Source organism: Deltaproteobacteria bacterium HGW-Deltaproteobacteria-4 (assembly GCA_002841765.1).
Taxonomy (GTDB): Bacteria; Desulfobacterota; Desulfuromonadia; order Desulfuromonadales; family UBA2197; genus UBA2197.
The window spans coordinates 207,543-229,929 of sequence record PHAV01000002.1 but is presented as its reverse complement, the minus strand read 5'-3'; the positions used below and the strand labels follow the sequence as shown (position 1 = coordinate 229,929).

The 22,387-nt window shown below is 53.0% G+C and carries 12 protein-coding genes; all 12 read right to left on the bottom strand.

All coding sequences use genetic code 11. From position 1 onward, the window contains the following. Window positions 1–4: 4 nt before the first annotated feature. The 12 genes from CVU69_02355 to CVU69_02300 all read right to left on the bottom strand — a co-directional run bounded on the left by CVU69_02355 (window position 5) and on the right by CVU69_02300 (window position 22,380). The gene (locus CVU69_02355) at window positions 5–1,168 is read right to left on the bottom strand and encodes a hypothetical protein (protein ID PKN13535.1); all 1,164 of its coding nucleotides are present in this window, start codon (window positions 1,166–1,168) and stop codon (window positions 5–7) included. Next, on the bottom strand, window positions 1,165–2,268 hold the full coding sequence (locus tag CVU69_02350) for a hypothetical protein (protein ID PKN13534.1): 1,104 nt from the start codon (window positions 2,266–2,268) through the stop codon (window positions 1,165–1,167). Before CVU69_02350 ends, CVU69_02355 begins: the two co-directional genes overlap by 4 nt. Next, window positions 2,222–3,388, bottom strand: a complete 1,167-nt coding sequence (locus CVU69_02345; protein PKN13533.1) for a hypothetical protein — start codon at window positions 3,386–3,388, stop codon at window positions 2,222–2,224. Before CVU69_02345 ends, CVU69_02350 begins: the two co-directional genes overlap by 47 nt. Beyond that, window positions 3,388–4,392, bottom strand: a complete 1,005-nt coding sequence (locus CVU69_02340) for a hypothetical protein (GenBank protein ID PKN13532.1) — start codon at window positions 4,390–4,392, stop codon at window positions 3,388–3,390. The genes CVU69_02345 and CVU69_02340 overlap by 1 nt, the downstream gene beginning before the upstream one ends. Beyond that, window positions 4,392–5,630, bottom strand: coding sequence for a hypothetical protein (locus tag CVU69_02335; GenBank protein ID PKN13531.1), 1,239 nt, complete (start codon window positions 5,628–5,630; stop codon window positions 4,392–4,394). The genes CVU69_02340 and CVU69_02335 overlap by 1 nt, the downstream gene beginning before the upstream one ends. Next, a complete protein-coding gene (locus tag CVU69_02330; GenBank protein PKN13530.1) occupies window positions 5,576–6,883 on the bottom strand; it encodes a hypothetical protein in 1,308 nt (435 codons plus the stop codon). Before CVU69_02330 ends, CVU69_02335 begins: the two co-directional genes overlap by 55 nt. A gap of 13 nt (window positions 6,884–6,896) precedes the next feature. Then, window positions 6,897–8,318, bottom strand: coding sequence for a colanic acid exporter (locus CVU69_02325; GenBank protein ID PKN13529.1), 1,422 nt, complete (start codon window positions 8,316–8,318; stop codon window positions 6,897–6,899). 285 nt (window positions 8,319–8,603) lie between these two features. Beyond that, window positions 8,604–15,707, bottom strand: a complete 7,104-nt coding sequence (locus CVU69_02320; GenBank protein ID PKN13528.1) for a hypothetical protein — start codon at window positions 15,705–15,707, stop codon at window positions 8,604–8,606. Between the two features lie 145 nt (window positions 15,708–15,852). Then, window positions 15,853–17,550, bottom strand: coding sequence for an amino acid ABC transporter substrate-binding protein (locus CVU69_02315; protein PKN13527.1), 1,698 nt, complete (start codon window positions 17,548–17,550; stop codon window positions 15,853–15,855). After that, window positions 17,547–18,125, bottom strand: coding sequence for an SCO family protein (locus tag CVU69_02310; protein ID PKN13526.1), 579 nt, complete (start codon window positions 18,123–18,125; stop codon window positions 17,547–17,549). Before CVU69_02310 ends, CVU69_02315 begins: the two co-directional genes overlap by 4 nt. A 509-nt stretch (window positions 18,126–18,634) precedes the next feature. Beyond that, entirely contained in the window at window positions 18,635–19,918 is a 1,284-nt protein-coding gene (locus tag CVU69_02305; protein PKN13525.1) for a nucleotide sugar dehydrogenase, read from the bottom strand. A 317-nt stretch (window positions 19,919–20,235) separates the two neighbouring features. Then, entirely contained in the window at window positions 20,236–22,380 is a 2,145-nt protein-coding gene (locus CVU69_02300; protein ID PKN13524.1) for a protein tyrosine kinase, read from the bottom strand. Window positions 22,381–22,387: the final 7 nt, after the last annotated feature.

The window sequence follows — 22,387 nt, the reverse complement described above, 5'->3', positions numbered from 1 at the left end:
AGACTTATCCCAAGACCTGTCGATAAACATGGAGATAGGCCTCAGCAACCGATTTAAGGGAGTACTCTTCTGTAATTCTTGTACATCCGTCTTTGCCCAGTCTGCTGGCGCGTTCATTATCAACCAGAAGCTCCCCAATGGCGTCGCTGAGTGATTCTGGTTGTTCGGGATCGACCAGAACACCAACACCAGGTAACACATCTTCAATCGCACCACAGCGGGTAGCAATGCAGGGGAGTCCAGTGGCCATCGCCTCCAAAAGAGCGTGGGCGTCATGTTCCACATGCCAAGGGAGGATGCGCGGCGGCATGACGAAAAGATCGAGCCCCTTGAGAAATTGAGCTACTTCTGCGTGAGGGATGGGAGGAAGCAAATACAGCCAAGGGGTATGTCTTGCCCGTGCGGCCAGCTCTTCACGCATCGGCCCGTCCCCGAGCAGTGCCAATCGATAATCCCTCTGGGATCGGGACCTCAGGAGTTCAACGGCAGTGACAAGATCAGAAACTCCCTTATAATCGACCAAGCGGCCGCAATAGCCAATCAACGCCGCCCCGCGTTCAAGAGAGAAGTGAGAGAGAGATTTTTTCCGCGCTACATCGTCCCAGGGGGAAAAGAGCTCGGTATCGACTCCAAGGTGGGTACAATAAGTCATCCTTTCGGGATCAGCACCGAACCGATCCCGATAAATCTCAGCCACGCCCCGATTCACGGTGATAAAGCGATCAACATGAGGGACTAACTGCCTAGTGACAAAGTCCTTGATTGCATCGCCCAGCATCCCCCTGCTGGTATAAGTATTTTGTTTGACGGTACAAACTATCTTTGCCTGTGCCGACCAGAGTCGGGCATATAGAAACGATTGCAAAAAAAACGGTGTAAAGGGATCCCCCTCGATATGCACCACGTCAGGTTGGAATTTTCGTAGCCCAAGGGTCAGCGATTTAAAGATATAGGCAGCCTCAGGAAATTTTGGTGGGACCAACTTGTCATAAAGACGGATTCTCCATCCCTGCCCTAAAATGGCATTTTCAGCTACATCGTAGTTAAAAATCATCCCTCTGCTGGTGCGAGGTGAAGCCACCTCCACAGTGACATGCTGACTCAAGCTTGTTAGCTGTTTCTGGTTTTCTTCGGCCAAGTATGAATGACCGATGAGCAGAACCTTCATCGGCCCCCATCCTTTTCTTTTGCAATATCAGTGCACACCTCCAGTAAATCCCTCAGACGGTCGTTGTAGCTGTACCCTGAAGTTAGGCACCTCTGGCGTCCCGCAGCAGCGATGGCGCGACGCTGCTCCTCATTTTTAAGATAGTAATGAATCTTTTCGAGTAGTTCTCGATCATCTCCGAAGTACGCGGCCTCTTTCCCCTCTTTGAAAAGGTTTTGCTGAGCTACGGTCCTTTCCGCTAGGAGAAAAGCACCGTAGGCCGGAATTTCCATAGATCGGGTAGTCTCAACGTCCCGATTCACCTTGCGCAGAAAACCGAGGAGAATCTTCGAAGCGCAAACGACCTTACCGTAATCCTCACCGTACGCCGGCCTTTTTTCAAGCCTCAGTCGGGGATGAGGATTAATGAATTTGTGCCAATTGTTCCCCCATACCCGGACCTCCACCCCAGCATCAGCCAGATAATTCAACGTCTGCGCCCGGTCGTATTCATACCCGCCGACAAAAGACACCTCACTTCCGTACGCTTCCCGTTCCTGGGTGGAACAAGTTATCGGCCGATGCACACAGGGGGAATAGGCGTTGCCGGTGAGTTCCACTCGACGAGCACCACAGGCCAATAATTCGTCAATGTTGTAGGTCTTGGTGGTGAAGTGGATATCATAAAGGGGCAGACACTTAAGATAATACCGGGACTGATTCGCAGGGTTCATCATGTCGTCGAGGCTGTAGCAGACCAATACCGTCCTGGGGCACACCTGTTTCAACCGCTCAAGGGTCGATGGACGCAGTGTCAGCCCCTTCTCGATAAAAATTATGTCCGGTTGAACGCTTATTGCCATTTCCAGCAGCGTCCTATTCTCGGCGCATTGCTCCGCAGGACACCCGATTCGCCGGCGCAGTGCACGATAAACTCTTCTGGGCAGACTAAGCCTCTCTCCCATACGACTATAATAAACGATATCGACATTGTGGCCAAGATCCCGGAACGCCTGTATGCGCTGCCAGGATGTGGCAATATCCTGAGGGCCAAAGTGAATAATATTCATGAAATTACCGCGACAGAACAGCATCCAGCACAGGCTGGAACTGGGATTCATAACTAAGTGCTGAGGCAAAATGTTCTTTTGCCCGGCTAGCAATTGCCTCTCTCAGACTTGCATCCTTTAAAAGTAGATTGAGACCCGCGGCAAGGGCTTGTGGTGAACTGTTGTCAACAAGAAGCCCCACCCCGTGATCTTCGATATAGCGTCGATAAGCCTCCGAGACGGGAACCACCACCGGCAAACCACAGGCCATGTATTCGGCAAGTTTATTCGAGGCACCAGCTAAATAGAGGATATTGAGACAAGGGTCATCATCAATTGTCGCCATGACCCCAAGACCGATGTCACATGCCATGGTGAAGCTGGGTAAATCAAGATACGGGATGGTCGACTTGATGAGAATCCGGCTTTCCACACCGATAGAGCGGGCCAGTGCCAGGGCATCATTAGGAAAGGTGGGTTGTAATTCCGCACCTCCGACCAAGAGAAGGCCAGCAGGAACCTCCCAGTGGGGCATCGATTCAATGACTCGACGCAGCCCCCTCATCCAGTTCAGGCCTCCCTGGTAGACGACAACCTGTTCGCAACGATTCCTGAATTCGACAATCTCATGATCTAGTTCAGCACCAACTGTCCAACTGCGGCGCGGGCCATTCCCCACAACCAAAGGGGGGATTGCAAGACCTGCGACTTTTCTGAAAAGATCCGCTCGTTCTTTTTGCGGAAAGACAACCAGATCCGCGCGCTTGGCAGTCCATTTTTCCACCCATTTCAAAAAGGGATAGAAACCGAATTTTTTCGAGACGGGTGTCATGTCGTGGTTGTGATAAAGCCAACGCGCCCCCGATAACTGCGCAGCCAAATATCCGGGCAACACACCGGTCATATTGTAAGAAAAGATCCAGGAATATTGTGCTGCCCTTGCAGCGAAAATGACCTGTGCGCAAAATTTGACAAAATCGATCCGAAAATGGATTCCCTTGCGTAGATTTCCCAAGTATTTGATCGTCACCCCCGGTGCTGGTGCTATTTGATCCCCGGTTCGGTAGTGAACCCCAAAGATATCAACTTCGTAGCCATGTTCCGCCAGAATTGCCGCAGCATTCATGGTCGGCGGGTAGATCATGGGATCGCTAAACAGGACAAAGGCTATTTTTTTCTTTTGTACCAGCATTACTTAGATTCACATTTCAGTTGGTGAAGCTGTTTGCTTTTTCGCCTTTTTGCCTTACAAAAAAACCAATTGCCCAAGGCTACGGCAAGTGACTCTTTCCTCTCGACCCCCATCATGCGACACAACATCCGGTGGGACAGAGAACCGACGACCGCCTTGGTCCCCGCAAACTGTTGTGACCTTTCAAGACAATCCCGGGCCAAAGAGCGATCAGTCACAAAATTATTCCGCGCCAGTTTGTGGTAAGCCTGCCCGAGAGGAGCCGCGTAACGCTCGAAAATTCCCACCTCTTTCATCCTGGTAGTCACCTTTTCCAATACCCGCACCCGCGATCGAAAAGCCCGAAGTGATCCGAGGGTGCTGCTCACCGAAACCCGTGTCGTGCCATGATGACGATACCAGGCCATCCCCTTTGCTGTGAGGTGAATTTTTGCCCCGTTCAGCAAAGCTCGCAATATCAAATCGCCGTCCTGGTTGGCGGCCAGTTCTTCATCCCAACCACCGGTGGCCTCGTAGACCTTCCTAGACCACAGCAGTGCACAGGGGGGAAGGTACCAGCCAGACAGCCAGCCAAGGAAGAAGTCTCCCTCGGGGGGAGTAGCCGAAAGGCCGGAGGGTAACCGAACCCAGCTATTACCTTGCTGCTCCAGACGCTGCCAAGGACAGGCAGCAATACCGCCCTTATTGTCAAAAATTTGGACAAGGTGCTCCAGCGCATCGGGGGCGAGCACGTCATCGGCATCGAGAAACATGAGATAGTCACCGGTCGCCAGCCCCGCCCCCCGGTTGCGGGCAGCGCACCCACCACGATTTTCCTGTTGCACGGCTTGAACAGAGTCGCCAAAGGAGGTGATCACCTCCCAGCTACCGTCGGAAGAGCCGTCGTCAATAACGATGATCTCAACGTTGCCGTAGTTTTGTGACAAGACCGATTGTATGGTCTCTGCGACATAATCGACCGCGTTATAACAGGGGATGACGACCGATACTTTTGCGCTACTCATCAACACCCCTTTTCTGGTTGTGTCGAGTGAAAAACGACTTCTCTGAGTATGGCGTGAATCGCCGCAACCCGTTGCTCTATTCGAAAATTCTCGGCAACACGCAACCGTCCGACGGCCCCCATTTTTTCAGCTAACTCGTGATCGATTAATAACCGAATAATGCGTTCGGCCATTGCCTCAAAGTCATATTCTGGAACCAGGAAGCCAGTTTTTCCATCGAGAACATTCTCGGGGATACCGTCATGGAAAGTTGAAACCACCGGCAAGCCGCAGGCCGCCGCCTCCAGCATCGAGACCGAAAACCCCTCCTGGTCTCCTTGCGAGTCGGTAACGCAGTGTTGAGCATAGATGCGGTGTTGCTGCAACTCTTCAAGAACAGAATCATGCGCAAGAGGTCCAGCCATTCGTACTGAGGCACCAAGACCAAGAATCGCCACCCGATCCTCCAGCTGCGACCGTAGCGGACCGTCGCCAATAAACGTTAAAGTCGCTTCGGGAATGTGTTTGGAGACGATGGAGAAGGCATGAAGCAGGGCAATCGGTTGCTTCTTCTCGACCAGTCTGCCGACGTGGATGACCGAAAATGGCAAACCCCGGCGCTGTTCCCATTGCGGCTCCGGGATGCGATTAAAGTCAACTCCAAGGCTGACATGACGGATTTTCTCCGGCGGGCATCCCGCCAATACGAGACGCCGCCCGATATGATGCGAAGCGACGATCACCGCCAAAGCATCACAAAAAACATTGCGTACTTCGGCTTGGTAATCAGTGGAAGCCAGCAACTTTGAAGCATCACGGCCGTGGAAGTGAACGACAAAAGGTACACCGAGTTCAACCAATGCTTCGCGGGCGAGAATAGCATTATTGCCGTGATCGATATAGGCGACTTCAGCCCCGAAGCTCTGTAGAGCTGGCAATAAAATTTTTCTGGCGGAACGCCGACCTAGCCTTGCCTCTAAACCACTACCGCCAAGCAACCTCTCACAACGGCCAAGCCAACGCGTTGAGAATTGGCCTTTATGGCAAAAGGGGGTTTCACAAAGATCGAACCCACCGTATGGTGTTGCGAAGGACTTGTCGGTGAAGACTCTTCCAACTATTCCCTCTTGGCCGAGACCTGTCACCAAATCAGTGACAAAAGTTTCTGAAAGTTGACCGTAATTTTCAACAATATAGGCAAGTTTCATGATTTGACCGTAACTAAGTCTTGATGGACCTGTAATAGTGACTGATACCATTCTTGTCTATCTGGCAATTTAGTCAACTGATTCCGCCACTCATCAAGTATTCTGGGATTTTCGACAATTTCTTGTAAAATTTTTGCCAAGACAATTGCATCACCGCTGGGAAAGATGCGACCGCTGATCCCGTCGCAAATCAAATGGCGGTTGCCGACCGAATCGGAAACGATAGTCGGAACTCCCTGAGCCAACGCTTCAAGGTGAACGCGAGGGCTATTGTCGTGACATATGGAGGGAATCACCATAACATCCAACTGTGCGATCTGCGCGGCTAAGCGGGCACCAGCGAGATCATTGAAGAGCCTTACTCTTCCTGCATCCACGGCTTCATCGCCGAACAAGGCTTTTACCGACTGTAAATCAGCCCCTTTGGCAATCAGCCATACTTCAACATCATTTTCGCCAAAAGTTCGGCATGCGTCGCTGAGTACTTCAATCCCTTTTTCTGCCGACCAGCGACCAACATAACCAATCCGTATAGGACGATCCGTCCCCGGGACCCCGCTGGCTTTCGGATAATGAACGAGTTTTTCTTCGCCTATGAATTGCTGGACAAAGTAGCAACGCTCTTCAGGGATGCCGCACGATGCGAGAATTCCAGGAGCCAACGGTGTTTGCACGATATAGCGATTCACAACAGAGCGCAGATGTTCCATAAAAATGAAAGATTCCTTGACGGCGCGATCGAGCTGGAAATTGATATGTCTTTCCCGACCCAAAAGAAGCCCGGTTCCAGGAAAAGCTGTCAACGAACTAAAAAAGCGAAGTCTCGAACCGGCTGTTTGCTTAATACATTTATGACATAATTGTGGTTGTGGCCCGTTACAGACAGACCCGTCGGAATGTTGCAGATACTTTTTCAGGCAAAGCATGGCGTAATCATGCACCATCAACACTACAGGTATTTTTCTCTCTGCTGCCTCAAAAATAAACTCACCCATCCGCATGAAAACACCGACATGCAAGACATCTGGTTTCCAACTCTCAAAAATCGTGGCCGCCAGTCTACGGTTGTGCACGTCTGGGAATCGACCATCGAGAAGTCTTTGGAATCCCTTCGCTTGTGGTGGTAGCTGCACTTTAGTGACAGTGTAACCGTCGACCTCAATTGTTCCTGCTTCCTCTTCACCAGAAATAACCCGAACCTCATGTCCGCCTTCGACCAAGGCTTTGGCGAAGGTCTGAACATGTTGTGCCGAACCATGAAAACTTGGAGGAGCACAGTAACGTGAAACTATAAGAATTTTCATAAAAAATATTCCATTAACACTTTATATGCGTCGATTTGCCGTACAATTTAACCTGCATGAGCTCTAAAATTTCCAGATAAATTTTAATTCGGAACAGATGTAGGGTGCCGACGTACAGCACTCCTCCCAACAATATTTGCGTGATTAGAATCAGCCAAACAGCATTGTCCGTGAAGATGAGTTTCGGCAATATCCAGACCGGACCCGCCATGATCAAAGAACAAGTAAAGGCTGGAGCCAATGTTTTAAGGTACTCGTTAAAACCCATCCCAATGAGGCGACCGGCTATGCGGATAGTGGGATAGACGTTCACCAGTGTCACCAAACCGTAGCAAAGAGCTACCCCAAAGGCTCCCCACCGCAGACCGAGTACAATGCCAGCGACAACTGTCATTTTAAGGATCAATCCGAGACGAAAATGGAGACCCGATTCACCTTGTGAAAGAAAGATGTTTGCGGTCAACGAACCAGCTGCCGTCGTCAGACCAAGCAGGCAAAGGGCACGCACGATCGGCACCATCTCCATCCAGCGGGCGCCGAGTAAGGTCAAAACAAAGTTGTCTGCTGTCGCAAAGAGACCTACCGTCAGTGGAAAGGTAACCAACGCTATGGCACCGATTGTCTTAAGAAAGATCTTTTTGACCCTTTCTTTGTCATGCTGTATCCCGGCAATGGCTGGAAAGAAAACTCTGGAAACAATCCGAGAGACACTGTTAATTCTGAAAACAAGAAAGGAATAAGCGCGGGAGTAAAGTCCGAGGACTTCTGAACCAAAAAATTTTCCGATAAGAAGATTATCGATATTGCGCGTCCAGTAATCGAGAGTATGGGTGCCGATAACATACCCTCCAAAACGCATCAGGCCACGAATCGAAGCAAAACTAAAACAAAATCGGGGACGCCAGGTGCTACGTTGCCAGAGGATTATGTTGCTGACAACAGAAATGATCAAAGTTTGCCAAACGATGCTCCAGTAACTGTACCCCTGATAGGCTAAGAAGAGGACAATGCCACCAGATATTAGAGTCGATGCAACTTCTGAGATTGCTAATGTCTGAAAGTCGAGTGCCTTGGTGGCGAGTATCCGTTGAACAATGGTTAACGCATTGATAATAAAATTTAACGCGACAACTATCGTGATGCCCAACAAGAGAGGTTCATTATAAAAATCGGCAACCAAAGGGGCAGCCAACACAAAGACAGCTGTGAGTACCACACCAAGGAACAGGTTAAGCCAAAAGACCGAGGATAACTGTTCGTCGTCTATCTTCTGTTGATGAATCAAAGCGGCGCCAAGCCCCATTTCGGCAAAGATGCCGACGAAGCCTGAAATTGCCGTTACCATCGCCACTAATCCAAACTCACGGGGCGACAACAACCTAGTGAGCAGGATCATGATTAATAATGAAACAACTTGTGTAACCCCTTGACTCATGAAGTTCCAGGAGAGACTGGAGACAATTTTATTTTTAAGATTAGACACTTGACCTCAAAAAAAGATAACTTTTATACTGCGACATTCACCTGATCTTAGATTTGCTGCTGATTGTCCAGAATATAAGGAGTGATGGAGATTTAATCAAAAACGTATTTTACAATCCCGCTTGCAGTGAGTCTTCACTTTTTTCACAAACAACAAAAGGACTATCTTGAAAATAAAACAAACCCCGTCTAATAAGACGGGGTTTGTTCATGAACAACTATATAACAGACTTAACAACTACCAGCTACAATTATTACTGCCAGTGGTGAAACCACTTTGTGTGAAGTTCGTTGCGGTCACCGATACGCGGAACTGATAGTTACCAGGTGCTGGCAGTGTGATGGTTGGTTCGCGTCCGCTGTTATTAGAGCCGATACTCGACCAGGTCAAACCGTCGGTACTGTATTCGACAAGATAAATAGCACCCGGCGTCGGTGAGGTAGCGGCCAGAACCGTGACCTTCCCGATCGTTGTAGTTAAAGGCACAGACAGTGTCGCTGGTGCCGTTGCAGGTACAATCACCCAATTGCAGTTATTGTTACCGGCAGTGTAAGTGCTTTGTGCATATCCTGCGGCTGTCACCGAAACACGGAACTGGTAGTTGCCAGGGGCAGGCAGGGTGATAGTTGGTTGGCGTCCGCTGTTATTTGAGCCGATACTCGACCAGGTCAAACCGTCGGTACTGTATTCGACAAGATAAATCGCGCCCGGCGTTGGCGAGGTTGCGGCCAGTACCGTAACCTTTCCATCGGTTGGCGCTACGGGTACAGACAGGCTTGTTGGCGCCGCTGCCTGGACTACACCTGACCAATAACAGTTGTTACCGCCCATTGTGAACGTACTTTGTGAAAAGGCTGCTGATGTTACTGAAACCCGGAACTGGTAGTTGCCAGAAGCCGGCAGGGTTATGGTTGGGTTAATATTTGTACCGCTATAGCCAGTACTCCAAGTCGAACCGTCAACACTGTATTCGAACAAATAAATAGCACTAGGTGTCGCAGAGATTGACGCCAACAATGCAACTGTTCCGTTGGTTGATATTGCAGGGACACTTAAAGACGACGGTGCTGTAGCAGGAGGTGCTACCCAGCTGCAGTTGTTGCTACCAAGGGTGTAACTGCTCTTCGTAAAATTGCTTGCTGTCACTGAAACCCGGAACTGATAGTTGCCAGGTGCCGGCAGTGTGATGGTTGGCCCGCGATTAGTGCTATTGGAGCCGATACTCCAGGTCGATCCGTTAGTGCTGTATTCGACAAGATAAATAGCACCCGGCGTCGGTGAGGTTGCGGCCAGGACCGTGACCTTCCCATTCGTTGAAGTCAGGGGTACAGATAGCGTTGAAGGTGCAGTTGCTGGCACGACTACCCAGTTGCAGTTATTAGTGCCAGATGTGTAATCGCTCTGCGTAAAATTGGTTGCTGTCACTGAAACCCGGAACTGGTAGTTGCCGGGTGCCGGCAATGTGATTGTTGGCCCGCGATTAGTACTATTAGAGCCAATACTCCATGTCGCCCCGTTAGTACTATATTCGAAAAGATAAATTGCACCGGGCGTCGGCGAGGTCGCAGCCAGAACAGCAACCTTGCTGTTGGTTGGAGCTACGGGAACAGATAATGTCACCGGTGCCGTTGCTTGGACAACAACCCAATTACAATTATTACTTCCAGCGGTGTATTTGCTCTGCTGATAGCCTGTAGCTGTCACCGAAACCCGGAACTGGTAGTTATTCGGAGCCGGTAAGGTGATGATTGGCTCGCGATTGGTGCTATTAGAGGCTACAGTCCAAGTCGAACCGTCAGTGCTGTATTCGAAGAGATATATTGCACCAGGTGTTGGCGAGGTTGCTGCCAGAACGGTGGCCTTCCCGTTAGTTGGGATCGCAGGTACGCTGAGTAATGCAGGAGCTTGAGCACCGACAAATATACCATTCCCATCAACAGTCCAATTACTAGCTACCATTGGGGCTTTCACAGCCGAGACGCGATAGTAATATGTCCCGCCAGACTTTCCCATAATATCAAATGATGTCGTTGCCCAATTAGATGGCAGATGTGACGTCACGACATCAAAAGTATTTGTCGTAGACTCTTCCAGCACATAAGTCACTTCACTCGTCGCCGAGGCTCCCCACGATACTGTATAAGTCCCGGTCGGACTAGTGGTTGGCACAGAAATCAAACCAGGAGCAGCAACCTGCGTGTTCAATGACAACGACAACACCGCCGAAGTCGCTGACATGCCATTGCTGTAAAGAGCCACAGCCGTCACACCCTTTGCACCACCCGTCGCCGGTACCCAGGCCAAGCTGTACGGTGCAGTGTCATCAAAGCCAATGGGTGTGCCATTTTCATAGTAGGCAACAGCGACAACTGTCGGTACAGGAAAAACCCCGACAACGGCTGCCGGTGTGACATTCAAGGTGATGGTGCCACCAAGATCATAGATTGCGCTGCTTGTGGTCAGGACCGGTGCATCGACCCCGGCAATTGCAATCGCCACATCAGATGAAGGCGATACTGCGCCACCAACATAAGTCGTGGTCGCGGTCAGGAGGTGGGCGCCACTGGTCGGGTTGTAAGCGACGGTATAAGGTGCGCCATCGCTGTCCGTACCGATCAGGACACCGTTTTCGTAAAACGCCATGCTGGCGACAACATAACCAGTCGGGGTGGTCGCAGTCCCGACAATGGCCGTCAACTGGCCGGGATTGAAGTTTGCGCCGTTGACAGGGTCAGTTATGGCCGTGATCAGAATAGCGCAGGGGTTATTACCAGCGGTCCAGGTACTGGGGACGGTGGCGACGGCGATGGTTTGGACACGATAAAAGTAAAGACCACCGGTCTTGCCGGTAATCGCTTTTGAGGTGGTGGTGAGTCCGGAAGCGACGACGGTGGCGTTAGTAAAATTGCTATCCGTCGCTTCTTCGAGGGTGTAGGTCGCGCCGACGATGGTTGCCGGAGCCCAGGAGATGGTGTAGCTGCCGGTCGAACTGTACGCCGGAACAGTGATGGTTGCCGGAGCATCAGCATTCGGTGCCGGCCCGACACTTAAAGTTGTATCAGCCGTAGCAAACGCACCACCTGAATCCGTCACTTTAAAGGTGATCGGATAATCGCCCGAGCCAAGTAAAGGCTGGATAACGGAATACCTGATCGTCCGATTGGGCGAATATTCAAATGTTCCATCACCATCAATATCCCAGGCATAGGTGAAAGCGGTGTTGCAGGGATCGAGAGCATCAGCACCGGAACCTGTAAGAGCAACGGTCCCATTAAAATTGAGCGTGTACGGTCCACCGGCATCGGCGGTCGGGGGATGATTGACAATTTCTACATCTTGGGTCACCGATGCGACTTCACCGCTGGTGCCGGTGACTTTCAGGGTGACAGGGTAAATCCCGGCCGGAAGGACGGGGAGGTCAGGATTTTGCGTGGTGTAAGTCACGCCGTTGACCAGCCATTCCCAGGCCGTAGCGGTGCCACCGGTGCTGGCGTCATAAAGGGTGCTGGTATCACAAACGCCGATTTCAACGCCGTTATTGACGGTGAAATCAGCAGCCAGACCACTGGTGTTGACATCGACTGTCAGTGTATCAAAAGCCTCAAGGCCTTTCTCTGTCGGTGTATCGGTCGTGGCTCTCGCCTTTAAATCGAAAGACCCTTGCTGCATCCCTGTTAAAGTGACCGTGTAAGGAGCGTCAAGATCAGTGCCGATCAGGGTGTCGCCGTTGAAGAACTCCACCTTGGTGACGCTCTGGAGCAAGGGCTGTGTGACGGTCGCCGTCAGGGTGAATGTGGCCGGGGCAATAAAGCCGCCATCAACAGTAAGGGAGACCGGACTCACCCAGGAGAAGGTCGAGCCGCTGGCGTTGAAAGCTTCGATGACATAATCGTCAGCAATGGAGCCGTCTTTATCGTTATAGGTGGTCTGGTTGGCAAGAGCTGCGCCGACCTTGGTGTAAGGGCCGGTAGCGCCGGCGGAGCGCCAGATTTTGAAACCGATTTCGTTGTCAGGATTGCCGAAACCGCTATTATTTTCATAATCAACCGGGGTCGGATCCATCCAGGTGACATCGACACCCTGCGGAGCAGTGCCAGGGGCCGGGGAGCTGAAATCACTCACTTTGGCGGTAGCGACATTCAGCACGATCGGCCGCATCATATCCATCTCTTCATGGCTGAGGATGTGGCAATGCCAGACATACTCCCAACCGAAGTTGTACAGGACATTGGTGACCGCTTCGTTTCTCGCTTCGCCGGTTTGCCAGTCGACGCTGTTGAAGCCCATCGGTGAATCGATCGGGATGGCTGGATTGAGCGGGCGCAGACTGTTGGTGATGCCGAAGGGGAGTGCCGGAGCACGGGGCCGTACGGCAACGATGGTGTCCATGAGCGGGCTGACTTTGATGGTGTCTTTCCAGCCAAGCTCGTTCTCTTCGGGGAGGGCAATCTGGCCATCCCAGCCGACGCGATTGATCAACTGCACGTCGAAGATATGGAAGTGAATCGGGTGGGTATCGACCCCGTTGTGCGAAATCTTCCAGATCTGGGTGCCATCGGCCAGGGTGGTGGTGCCGGGGACAATACTGACATCCAGCTCTGTCGAGTTTTCGATGACTTCGGTCGGAATATCCGAGAAGCCATAAAGGATCAGCAGGGCATTGAGGGTGGTGGGGTTGGGCAACTGCATGGCGAGGTTACCGCTCATCCGACCGTAGATCGGGTCGAAAGAAGCGCCCATTTCATCATGAATCCCTTTGGGCTCCTGAATGGCGACAACATGCTGCGGGTTGTCAACGGTGTTATTGACCGTCACGAAATTAAGCATCTGGTCGTTAATCTGGGAGACCCCTTCCCAGGGGAAGTTGGTCGGGAAGTAGGAATCAGGATACACATCCTGATAAGCCGCTTGACCGACAATGATCGGCTCTTGGGCCCGGGAGAAGAGACTTTCGGTTTCCGGATCAGTGGGGACAAACACTTCATGCAGGGCAACCGGGTCGAATTCGTAGGGTTCATCGACAGCCTCCAAGCCGGAGGTGCCGCCGGTGACGACGATCTGCATGACCGTCCGGGTATTCGGGGCATAACCGGGCAGAATGCCGTGGCCGCCTTCCCATTCACCGGTGATCGGATTGTAGACTCCGCCGGCACCGTAACCGCCGCCGGAACGCAGATCTTCTGCGCCGGTGAAGTAATCGTAGCTGGCCACGCGAGCTGGCCACGCGGCCGGTGCATCGTTGTAAAGGATGAGGGTTTTGCCGGCATACGCGCTGAAGTCAACGATAACGTCGGCACGCTCGGCCGGGCCGAGGGCCAGACCGGTTTTGTCAACCACGCCGACCCAGAAAGCGGTGGGATCGCTCATCCAGGTGACCGGCTGCGCCTCGCGGATGGTCGGTTTCGGCAGGAAACCGCCTTCGGTCCCGATCTGCAGAAAGCTCGGACCCTTGGTCGCGGGGTCGGGGACGCCGCCGTCGCGGCCGTCAACCGGCCAGTTTTCCGGCCAATTGTTCTGCTTGGCGAGATCAATGGAGGCCGGCAGGATTTTGACTTCGGTTCTGTTGGAACGACCGGGCAGATAACTCGGGGAAGTCGGGTCGAGGCGTGGATCGGGGCTGATATTGTTCGGGTCAGAGTCGGCTTCATAGAATGAGAGATTCCAGAAGCGGTCGCTGGCCGCATTAAGAATGCGGAAACGATAAGCCCGGGGATCGACCGTCAGGGTCGGGAAAGCTGTCCCGTTCACGACGACGCTATCCTGAAAAGCTTCCATCCCCATCGAGGTGTTGGGAGTGCCGGGGATCTGTTCCGGCTGGCCGGGAGTTTGGCAGTCGGCAAGGATATAGGGGACTGTGCTGCTGCAATCCGGATCGTAATAGGGGTTGGCAACCGGTCCTTTTTCCACGGCTGTCGCCGGGTAGAACCAGGGGCCATACATCCAGCGCCCGAAAGGATTGACGCCGCCGAAGCCGGCGATCGAGGTTTGGGCAGGCATATAGACATGCGGCAGCCAGAGGTCGCCTTCGACCGGCTCGCGGACTTTGGTCACCGGGTCAACGGCGCCGCTGCCCCAGTTCCAGAGGGGATCGTATTTGCGAATCTCGGACGCATCGACAAAAGTTTTATCCTGCAGCACCAGAGGGATCTGGTCTTCGGGGATAAGACCATCGTTAATCAACTCCTGTTCATACTCATCGGTGATCAGGTATCCGGCGGCTCCACCGACATAAACGTTGAGGCGGGTAATGCCGAAGGAATGGTCATGATAGAACATCAACCGGGCGCTTTGCTGGTTGGTGAAGTAATAGGTCGATGCGCCGTCCCCCGGATCGGGCATATCCGGAACATTCTGCAGACTTACCCCTTTAACGAAGGGGGTATTCTCATCGGCGGGAGTAATCCACTGATGCGGCGTCCCGTCACTGATCCAGGGAGTGCGTCCGCCATGCATATGGATGTTACCGCGATTCTGCGGATACGTAGCGCAGCCATTCGGTTCGACATCGTTGTTGCAAGGCTCACCTAAACCGCGACTGACCCCCATATAAGCCGGGCCGGTCCCGGCGCCCATGACCGAGGTGTCAACCGGGATAAAGAGATCGCCGCCGGCTCCGGTATTCGGGAGACGGTTGGTGAACTTGATGCGGACCGGACGGTCTCTTTCGGAGACGATCACCGGACCGAGATAAAGAACCGGCATGGGATCATTACACTCGACGCCAGTCTCGTTCCCACAGGCCGTGTTGCTTCCCCCATTGACGTTGGCCTGCACGTAACCACGGAGCTTGGTCCCTGATTTGGGGAGGTCGGAGTGCATTTGCTGATTGTATTCGACGAGATCGATCTCGTAATAGTCCGAGCCCGGATAAGTCACGGTATCCGGGACCGCAACCGGCAGATATTTGCCGAGATTGTTGGCATTGTCCGGGCCAAGACCCGGCAGGGTATCGACAAATTTCGCCAAAGGGGGACTGTTCGCCCAGTTGGCGGTGGTGTAGTAGTCGGGAACGGACGGTTTGCCATTGGCGTCAAAGGGGCCGGTGGGGATGGCTTTGAAATCAAGCACTTCGATCCCTTTGGCCGGAGCGCCATCCTTCGACTTGGCGACCGCCTTTTTGGCTTCATAGACCTGTATGCGCAAAGCCTTGAGGGCCGCCGCTGCCTGGGCCCGCTCTTCATCGGTGACGCGCTGCTCCATCTGGCTATAAACCTGAGCGGTTTTCGCAGCGAGAATCGGATCCTCGACTGTGTCAGCCGCAAACGCCAGCCCCCCTCCAAGGGTTGTCAGGGCGGTGAACAGCCCCAGCCTCCAAAAAACTTTCGACACTTGTTTCTTCATTAAAATACCTCCCAAATCTTTGTTGTTTCTAAAAATCTTTGGCTATCGACGACAGTGTCAACAGACCAGTTTTGCGCCATTTATAACTATTCAGGACGACTTTGTCCCATAAGTGGTCTTTGTGTTGTTCCTGCGCGTTTTTTACTTAATGCATCACCCACTCACTACGGGGGATTAACTGCGGATCCGCTCCTGCGCCGAGCTGCAGGATGTAACATCCCTTAGAGGTGTAGCGTTGTCCGGGACCAAAACTGAGACGTTCATAATCAAAGACGATTTGATCCATCTGCATGCTCATGACATCCAGTAAATAATCGCGAAAAAGGTTGTCGTAAAGGAGTTTTAACCCCTGCAGAGCGGACTGCTGCAGCATGGTCTCGGTGCGACTGGTGATCCTGCGGTCACCGAAATCTTTGGCGGTGGTCAGAGTCGGAACCTTGGCGTCAAAACTCTCTTTGGAACCGACAAAAGGGGTCAACCGAAACGGAAAGGTAATAAAGACCCGGCTCCGGATTGATTCGGCGATCAAGGAGGTTTCTTTGCCGAGGAAGGTCGATGAAACAAAGATCTGCGCTCCGGCCGCCAGCTTGGAGACGATGGCCGGCAGCGCCGGGACCAGATCGCCGTCGCCCCAGAGGAGCAGGACATCGGCTTTATTCTTTTTCAACAGGGCCGCCAAAAACTTTTGGTCAAGGAGCTGTTCTTTACTGAGGAGGAGAGTCTTGGCCGCCGGGCGCTGCAAGTTGCTCCAGGTATTGTCAAATCCGGCGGACAGAGCCTTGCCGGCGAGGGAATCCTGCACCAGCTGCAGAATTTTGTCATCTTCGGAGAAGTCTTCGCTATTCTTCAGGTAAAGGGCCGCCCCCTCCCCTTCCTGATAAAAACCTTTGTTGAAATAGACGGTGTACCAATCCGTTTCGGAGACCACCGGGTAATTGGTGATCGGGTAGAGACAAGGCAAACGCTGCGCTTCGCAAAATTCGTGGATCGGGCGCCAATCGCTATTGGATATCCCGCCAAGGATGGCAAAGACCGGTCCCTTGTCGTAATAGGCCTGCAACTGGTCCGGCCAGGTCTCCGGCGGCCCCTTGAGCTCCCAGACGGTCAGCGACGCCGGACGGAAGGCATACTTCATATCGTTCGTCGGGGTATAACCGAACTTGATGAAATCGTCATACATCCGGACCTGCTGATTTCTTGCGGCGACAAAGCGCTCGAGGGGGACGAGCAAGGCCTGACGGTCTTCGGCGCTGACATCGTCGGTGATAATCGTCGCAAAAGAAAAAGAAGACCCGGTCACTCCGGGTGAATCGTTCGCCGAGAGCTCTTCGAGATAGCGGATCAAAATATCCATATCGCGCTCAGACAGCAGATAACGCGGCATGACCGGATTGAACTCCTGGCCGCCCGGGTCGATGCCATTCCACAGAGCAATCGCCAGACTCTCTTTGCTATAAGCGCCGCGATGCGGGATGGTCTTGGCATAAACATAACGGCCGGCCTGGTCAATGACGTCATCAAAGGAGGGGGGCCGCCGATAGGGTTGATAAAGCCGGCGCCCGGTGGTCGGCGGGGTGACGACACCCCCTTCATAAGATCCCAGTCCGGCGCGCAGATGGCAGCTGGAGCACGAAAAAGCCGTGCTGTCGACGGGAATATCGCCACGAATGAAGGCTTCCATCGGTTCACCGGAAGGGAGAAGGCCATACCGGTACATCTGTTCGCCGAGACGCATGATCTCGGCATTGCTGAGCTTGGTCGTCATCCCCTGGTCCTCGGCCTGAGCGCGCGGTCCGAAGGAGATGAAAAACCAGACAAGCAAGAATATCCCGATGCGGGTCATTTCCCTGTCACCTGTTGATACTCGTCTATAAACTCTTTGCCGCTCATGATGCCGAAGAGACGCACCCAGCTGCCGTCCTTGGGGGAACGGATGAGGTTGATCGGATAGTGCGACATCTTGTCGGGAATATAGGCATCAAAGGCCCGCATCACCGTATTGATGTCCGCACGACTGCCGGTCAGGAAATCCCAGCCCGGCTTGGCGCGATAACGCTGCAGATATTCTTTCAAGATCTTGGGGTTATCATTTTCCGGGTCGATCGTGATCGAGACCAGCTTCACCTTGCCGCCGCTGGCCGTGACTTTCTTTTGCAGATTGAGAAAACCGACAGAGAGAACCGGACAGATGGTGGTACAGGTGCCATAGATAAAGTCGACAACAACGGGATGGTCGGCTTCAAGGAGGGACTTCAGCTGAACTTTTTTGCCATCCTGATTGGTCAGGGTCACATCCGGAATCGTATATTTCTCTACCGAACGTTTATATCTGGTGTCAGCTGCGTGACAGAGGCTGGACGGCAGCAAGCCGCCAAGGAGGGCAAGGAGGATAAAACCCCGCAAGAATAGTGAACGCATGAAACCTCCCTGAATTAAAATAATTCAATGCAATAAAAAGTCAATCAGCACTAAACTGCCCAACCGGCAGAAATTAGCTCACAACGCGACGGGTAGATTCCCCAGTCAAAAGTAGGGGATTTACTTAATCAAACTATGGGGGGAAAGAGCAGTTTTATGCAAGGGGGGGAGGAGTTCAGGATGTTTGGCGGGGCAAAACAATTTTTTCTAACTTAGCAATATTGCTAATGTAGACTATATGACTTATATTTTAATTTGAAAAAAATAATTTAGAAAATCCTTTACTTTTCCCCTTACAGCAACTAAAGCCAATAAATATATAAGATTATGAATACTTAGGTTTAAATCAAGAGACGCAGACTCCCGAATCTATGAAAATCTGAACCAGTACCATGGGACGCTGATCAAAACTGATAACTTCCGATTGGTCTAAACATTTAACTCTATGCTTAATCATGCCTCTTCAGATGTTATCTGCGCCCTGTTAATCTCTTGTCTGCTTGTCTGGTTTACAGCCGCCAAAAACGGATCCCCGCCCCTTGCACTGCGACCGGATCACAAATCGACTTGACATCGATGAGGACGGGATTTTCTTTCATCAGTTTCTTGAGCTGTTCGACCGAAAGAGCGCGATACTCCTGGTGCGCCACCGCCACGACGACGGCGGCAGCCGGTTGCAGTTCTGCAAAGGGAACGAGGAGGACATTGTATTCGTGGAGAGCCTCAGCGACGTCACCGTGGGGGTCATGCACCTGGACAGTAATCCCGTAATCCTCCAATTCGTGAATAATGTCGATGACCCGCGAATTACGCAGATCCGGGCAATCCTCTTTGAAGGTCAGGCCGAGGACGGTGACAACGGCTTTGCCGGGACAGTGTCCGACCAGACTCATCTCCTTGACGGTGCGCTGGGCAATAAACTTGCCCATGCCGTCGTTGATGCGACGGCCGGCAAGGATGACCTGGGGGATGTAGCCGATCTTTTCGGCTTTATGGGTGAGATAATAAGGGTCGACGCCGATACAGTGGCCACCGACCAGCCCCGGTGAAAATTTGAGGAAATTCCACTTGGTGCCAGCGGCTTCAAGGACATCGCGGGTATCAATCCCCATGCGGTCGAAGATGATCGCCAGTTCGTTCATCAGGGCGATATTGAGATCGCGCTGGGTATTTTCGATCACTTTGGAGGCCTCGGCGGCTTTGATCGACGGGGCGCGGTGGATGCCGGCGGTAACGACCGAACCGTAAACTTCGGCAACGATATCGAGAGTGGCGGCATCCTGACCGGACACGACCTTGGTGATTTTGGTGAAGGTGTGTTCCTTGTCACCGGGATTGATCCGTTCCGGTGAATAGCCGACGGTGAAGTCGCGGCCGCAACACAGTCCCGAGAACCGCTCCAGTACCGGCACGCATTCGTCTTCAGTGACGCCGGGGTAGACGGTCGATTCATAAACCACAATATCCCCCTTCTTCAGGGCTTTGCCGACAGTCTCGGAGGCGCGCAGCATCGGCGTCAGATCAGGTTGTTTGGCATCGTCAACCGGTGTAGGGACAGCGACAATATGAAAATCCGCCAGGGAAAGTTCGCTGATTTGATTGGTAAAGAGGATATCGGCGGCCGCCAAGTCGTCGGCGGTGACTTCATCGGTGCGGTCGTGTCCGGCTTTGAGCTCGGCGATGCGGGTGGGGTTGATATCAAAACCGACGGTTTTGCGGCATTTGCCAAAGGCGACGGCGACCGGGAGGCCGACGTAACCAAGACCGACGACTGAAATAATCCGTTCTTTCATTGAGTCATTCCTCCACGTAAATGATCTGCTTTGCGAGCTCTACATATAATCTTAGCGGTTGAAAGCAAGGTCTGAATCAATTTTGTCGCGGTGAGATTCTGTGAAAATCTGTAGGGACGAAAACTATATCTTGTTTTTGGTTGCCTTAAGTCCCCCCCCTTCCTTCCAAGGAGGGGTTAGGGGTGGTTGCTTTGATATTCATCAATCTTAAGGATAAAACGAAGACAACACCAAAAATCTTACCCCCCCCAGCCCCTCCTTAAAAAAGGAGGGGAGCTAAAACCTTGCGAGAAACCCGATCTTGAAGGTTGTCTGCTCTAACCGCGGAAGACGCGCTGCCACCAGGCCTTCTGCTTACGTTTGCGGGACAGCTCGGCCTGGGATTCTTCATCCTCGGCGTAGTAGTCGTAGGTGGAATAATTCCGCCCGTAGTAGCCGTAGCGCTCCATGCTGGTATTGGATTTGTCGTTGATCACGATCCCCCCTACCGGCGCCTGAACGTTGGCAAGCATCTCGACCATGCGCTGAGCAGCTTTGACCGGCACCCGCTCGGTTTCAAGGACAACCAGTACCAGATCGCAGCGATTAGTGAGAAGAGGCGCATCGGTGACCGCCAGAACCGGCGGGGCGTCGATGATAATATGGTCATATTGCGCGCGCAGGGCGGTGAGGAGCTCGGCCATCTTCTCTGAGCCGAGAAGCTCGGCCGGGTTGGGGGGAGTGGTTCCGGCGGTAATCAGGCTGAGGTTGGGGATGCCGGTGTTGTGGAGGACACTGACGGCCGCGACGTCTCCCGCCAGCAATTCGGCAAGGCCGGGGATCTTGCTGTGCTTGAACTTGCTGTGCAGTGACGGCCGGCGCAGATCACCGTCGATCACCAGCACCCGGGCCCCGGTCTGGGACATGGTGATGGCGAGGTTGGCGGCGATGGTCGACTTTCCTTCGCCAGGGAAGGTGCTGGTGATGATCAGTACCTGTTTCTCGCGATTGATGGCCGAAAAGTGGAGACTGGTCCGCAGGGAGCGAAAGGCCTCGGCGATGGCCGACTTGGGGCGAAAATGGGTGATCATTGAGGCTTGCGGATCGGATTTCTCTTCTTCGTCGCTGCTTATGCAGGGGATCACCGCCAGGATCGGGGCGCCGATCACCCGCTGCGCCTCTTCTCCCCCCTTGATCGTGTCATCCAGGTATTCGATGAAGAAGGCGAGTCCGGCTCCGAGCATCAGTCCGGCCAGGAGACCGAGGAGGAGATTCTTTTGCTTCTGGGGTTTGATCGGTGCGGACGGGGTGATAGCAGGATCGACCACTGAAATGTTGCTGATCGTGGCGGCCTTGGTAATGCGCGCCTCCTCATGCTTCTGGAGCAGAAAAGTATAGATATCAGCGTTGACCTTGGTGACGCGCAGCAACCTGCCCAGCTCACGCTCCGCCTCGGGGAGCTTGCGAAACGCCCCCTCATAGCGCCCCAACTCCTGCTGCAGGGCACTTTCCTGCCGGCTGATTCCTTTGAGGGTCGCTTCATAAGTAGACAACAGCTTGTTCTGCACTTCGTCGATCTGCGATTTCAGCGCCTTGACCTGGGGATGGCCTTCGGAGAGTTCACTGAGGAGGGATTGCCGCTGCACATCGAGTTCAGCGAGGCGGGCGGTGAGCCCGTCGGTGCCGATGCCATCCTGAAGAGTTGCCGAAGGCGTATGGACCTCTCCCTTTTGCATGGCCTGACGCAGCAAGGCGGTGGTAAATTCAAGCTGTTTCTTCTGCAGCCCCAGAGCACTCAATTGAGTATCAAGCTCGGCCAATCGCCTGACCAGGTCGGAATTGGCAGCATCGAGTGTGACCGCGCTGCTGTTGCTCTTGAAAGTCTGCAGATTCTTTTCGGCGCTGTCGAGATCATTCTGGGTCGAATCGAGCTGGCTGGCGATAAATTCGAGGGTTTTGCTCGCTTCCTGGCTTTTGAAATCGACGTTGTACTCTTGATAGACCTGAGCCAGGGTATTGACGACATCGCGGGCGCGACGCGGATCGGTACTCTTATAGGAAAGGCGGATGATGCCGGTTTTTTTACCGACCTCCATGACCAGGATGCCACTTTTGAGCCGGTTGGCAACATCATGAAGCTCCCCAGGGGACAGAGCAACGGCGCCAGGGGGCTGCAAGCGGAGGATGACCTGCTCAGCCATGGTGCGCGATTTGATAATTTCGATCTCGGTATCGACGGGATTCTGGGCGTTCCCTCCCAATTCTGCGAGCAGGCTTCCCTGCCCTCCCGGTGTCTGAACCTGCAGGGTAGTAAAGGCTTCAAAGACCGGCTTGACGGTAAAGGTGTAGAGTGCCACCCCGAAAAAGACCGCCAGAAAAGCGAAAAGGAAGATCTTCCGGCGGGACATGAGGACGTTGAGATAGTCAGTGAGATGGACTTCGTCCGGCTGCTGCGGTTGGGGCGAAAACGTGGTCATGGTCATCCTTTAT

Coding starts and splice junctions, on each gene's coding strand:
- CVU69_02355 (PKN13535.1), bottom strand. CDS start 1,168: ATGAAGGTTCTGCTCATCGGTCATTCATACTTGGCCGAAGAAAACCAG.
- CVU69_02350 (PKN13534.1), bottom strand. CDS start 2,268: ATGAATCCCAGTTCCAGCCTGTGCTGGATGCTGTTCTGTCGCGGTAAT.
- CVU69_02345 (PKN13533.1), bottom strand. CDS start 3,388: ATGCTGGTACAAAAGAAAAAAATAGCCTTTGTCCTGTTTAGCGATCCC.
- CVU69_02340 (PKN13532.1), bottom strand. CDS start 4,392: ATGAGTAGCGCAAAAGTATCGGTCGTCATCCCCTGTTATAACGCGGTC.
- CVU69_02335 (PKN13531.1), bottom strand. CDS start 5,630: ATGGTATCAGTCACTATTACAGGTCCATCAAGACTTAGTTACGGTCAA.
- CVU69_02330 (PKN13530.1), bottom strand. CDS start 6,883: ATGAAAATTCTTATAGTTTCACGTTACTGTGCTCCTCCAAGTTTTCAT.
- CVU69_02325 (PKN13529.1), bottom strand. CDS start 8,318: ATGAGTCAAGGGGTTACACAAGTTGTTTCATTATTAATCATGATCCTG.
- CVU69_02320 (PKN13528.1), bottom strand. CDS start 15,707: ATGAAGAAACAAGTGTCGAAAGTTTTTTGGAGGCTGGGGCTGTTCACC.
- CVU69_02315 (PKN13527.1), bottom strand. CDS start 17,550: ATGACCCGCATCGGGATATTCTTGCTTGTCTGGTTTTTCATCTCCTTC.
- CVU69_02310 (PKN13526.1), bottom strand. CDS start 18,125: ATGCGTTCACTATTCTTGCGGGGTTTTATCCTCCTTGCCCTCCTTGGC.
- CVU69_02305 (PKN13525.1), bottom strand. CDS start 19,918: ATGAAAGAACGGATTATTTCAGTCGTCGGTCTTGGTTACGTCGGCCTC.
- CVU69_02300 (PKN13524.1), bottom strand. CDS start 22,380: ATGACCATGACCACGTTTTCGCCCCAACCGCAGCAGCCGGACGAAGTC.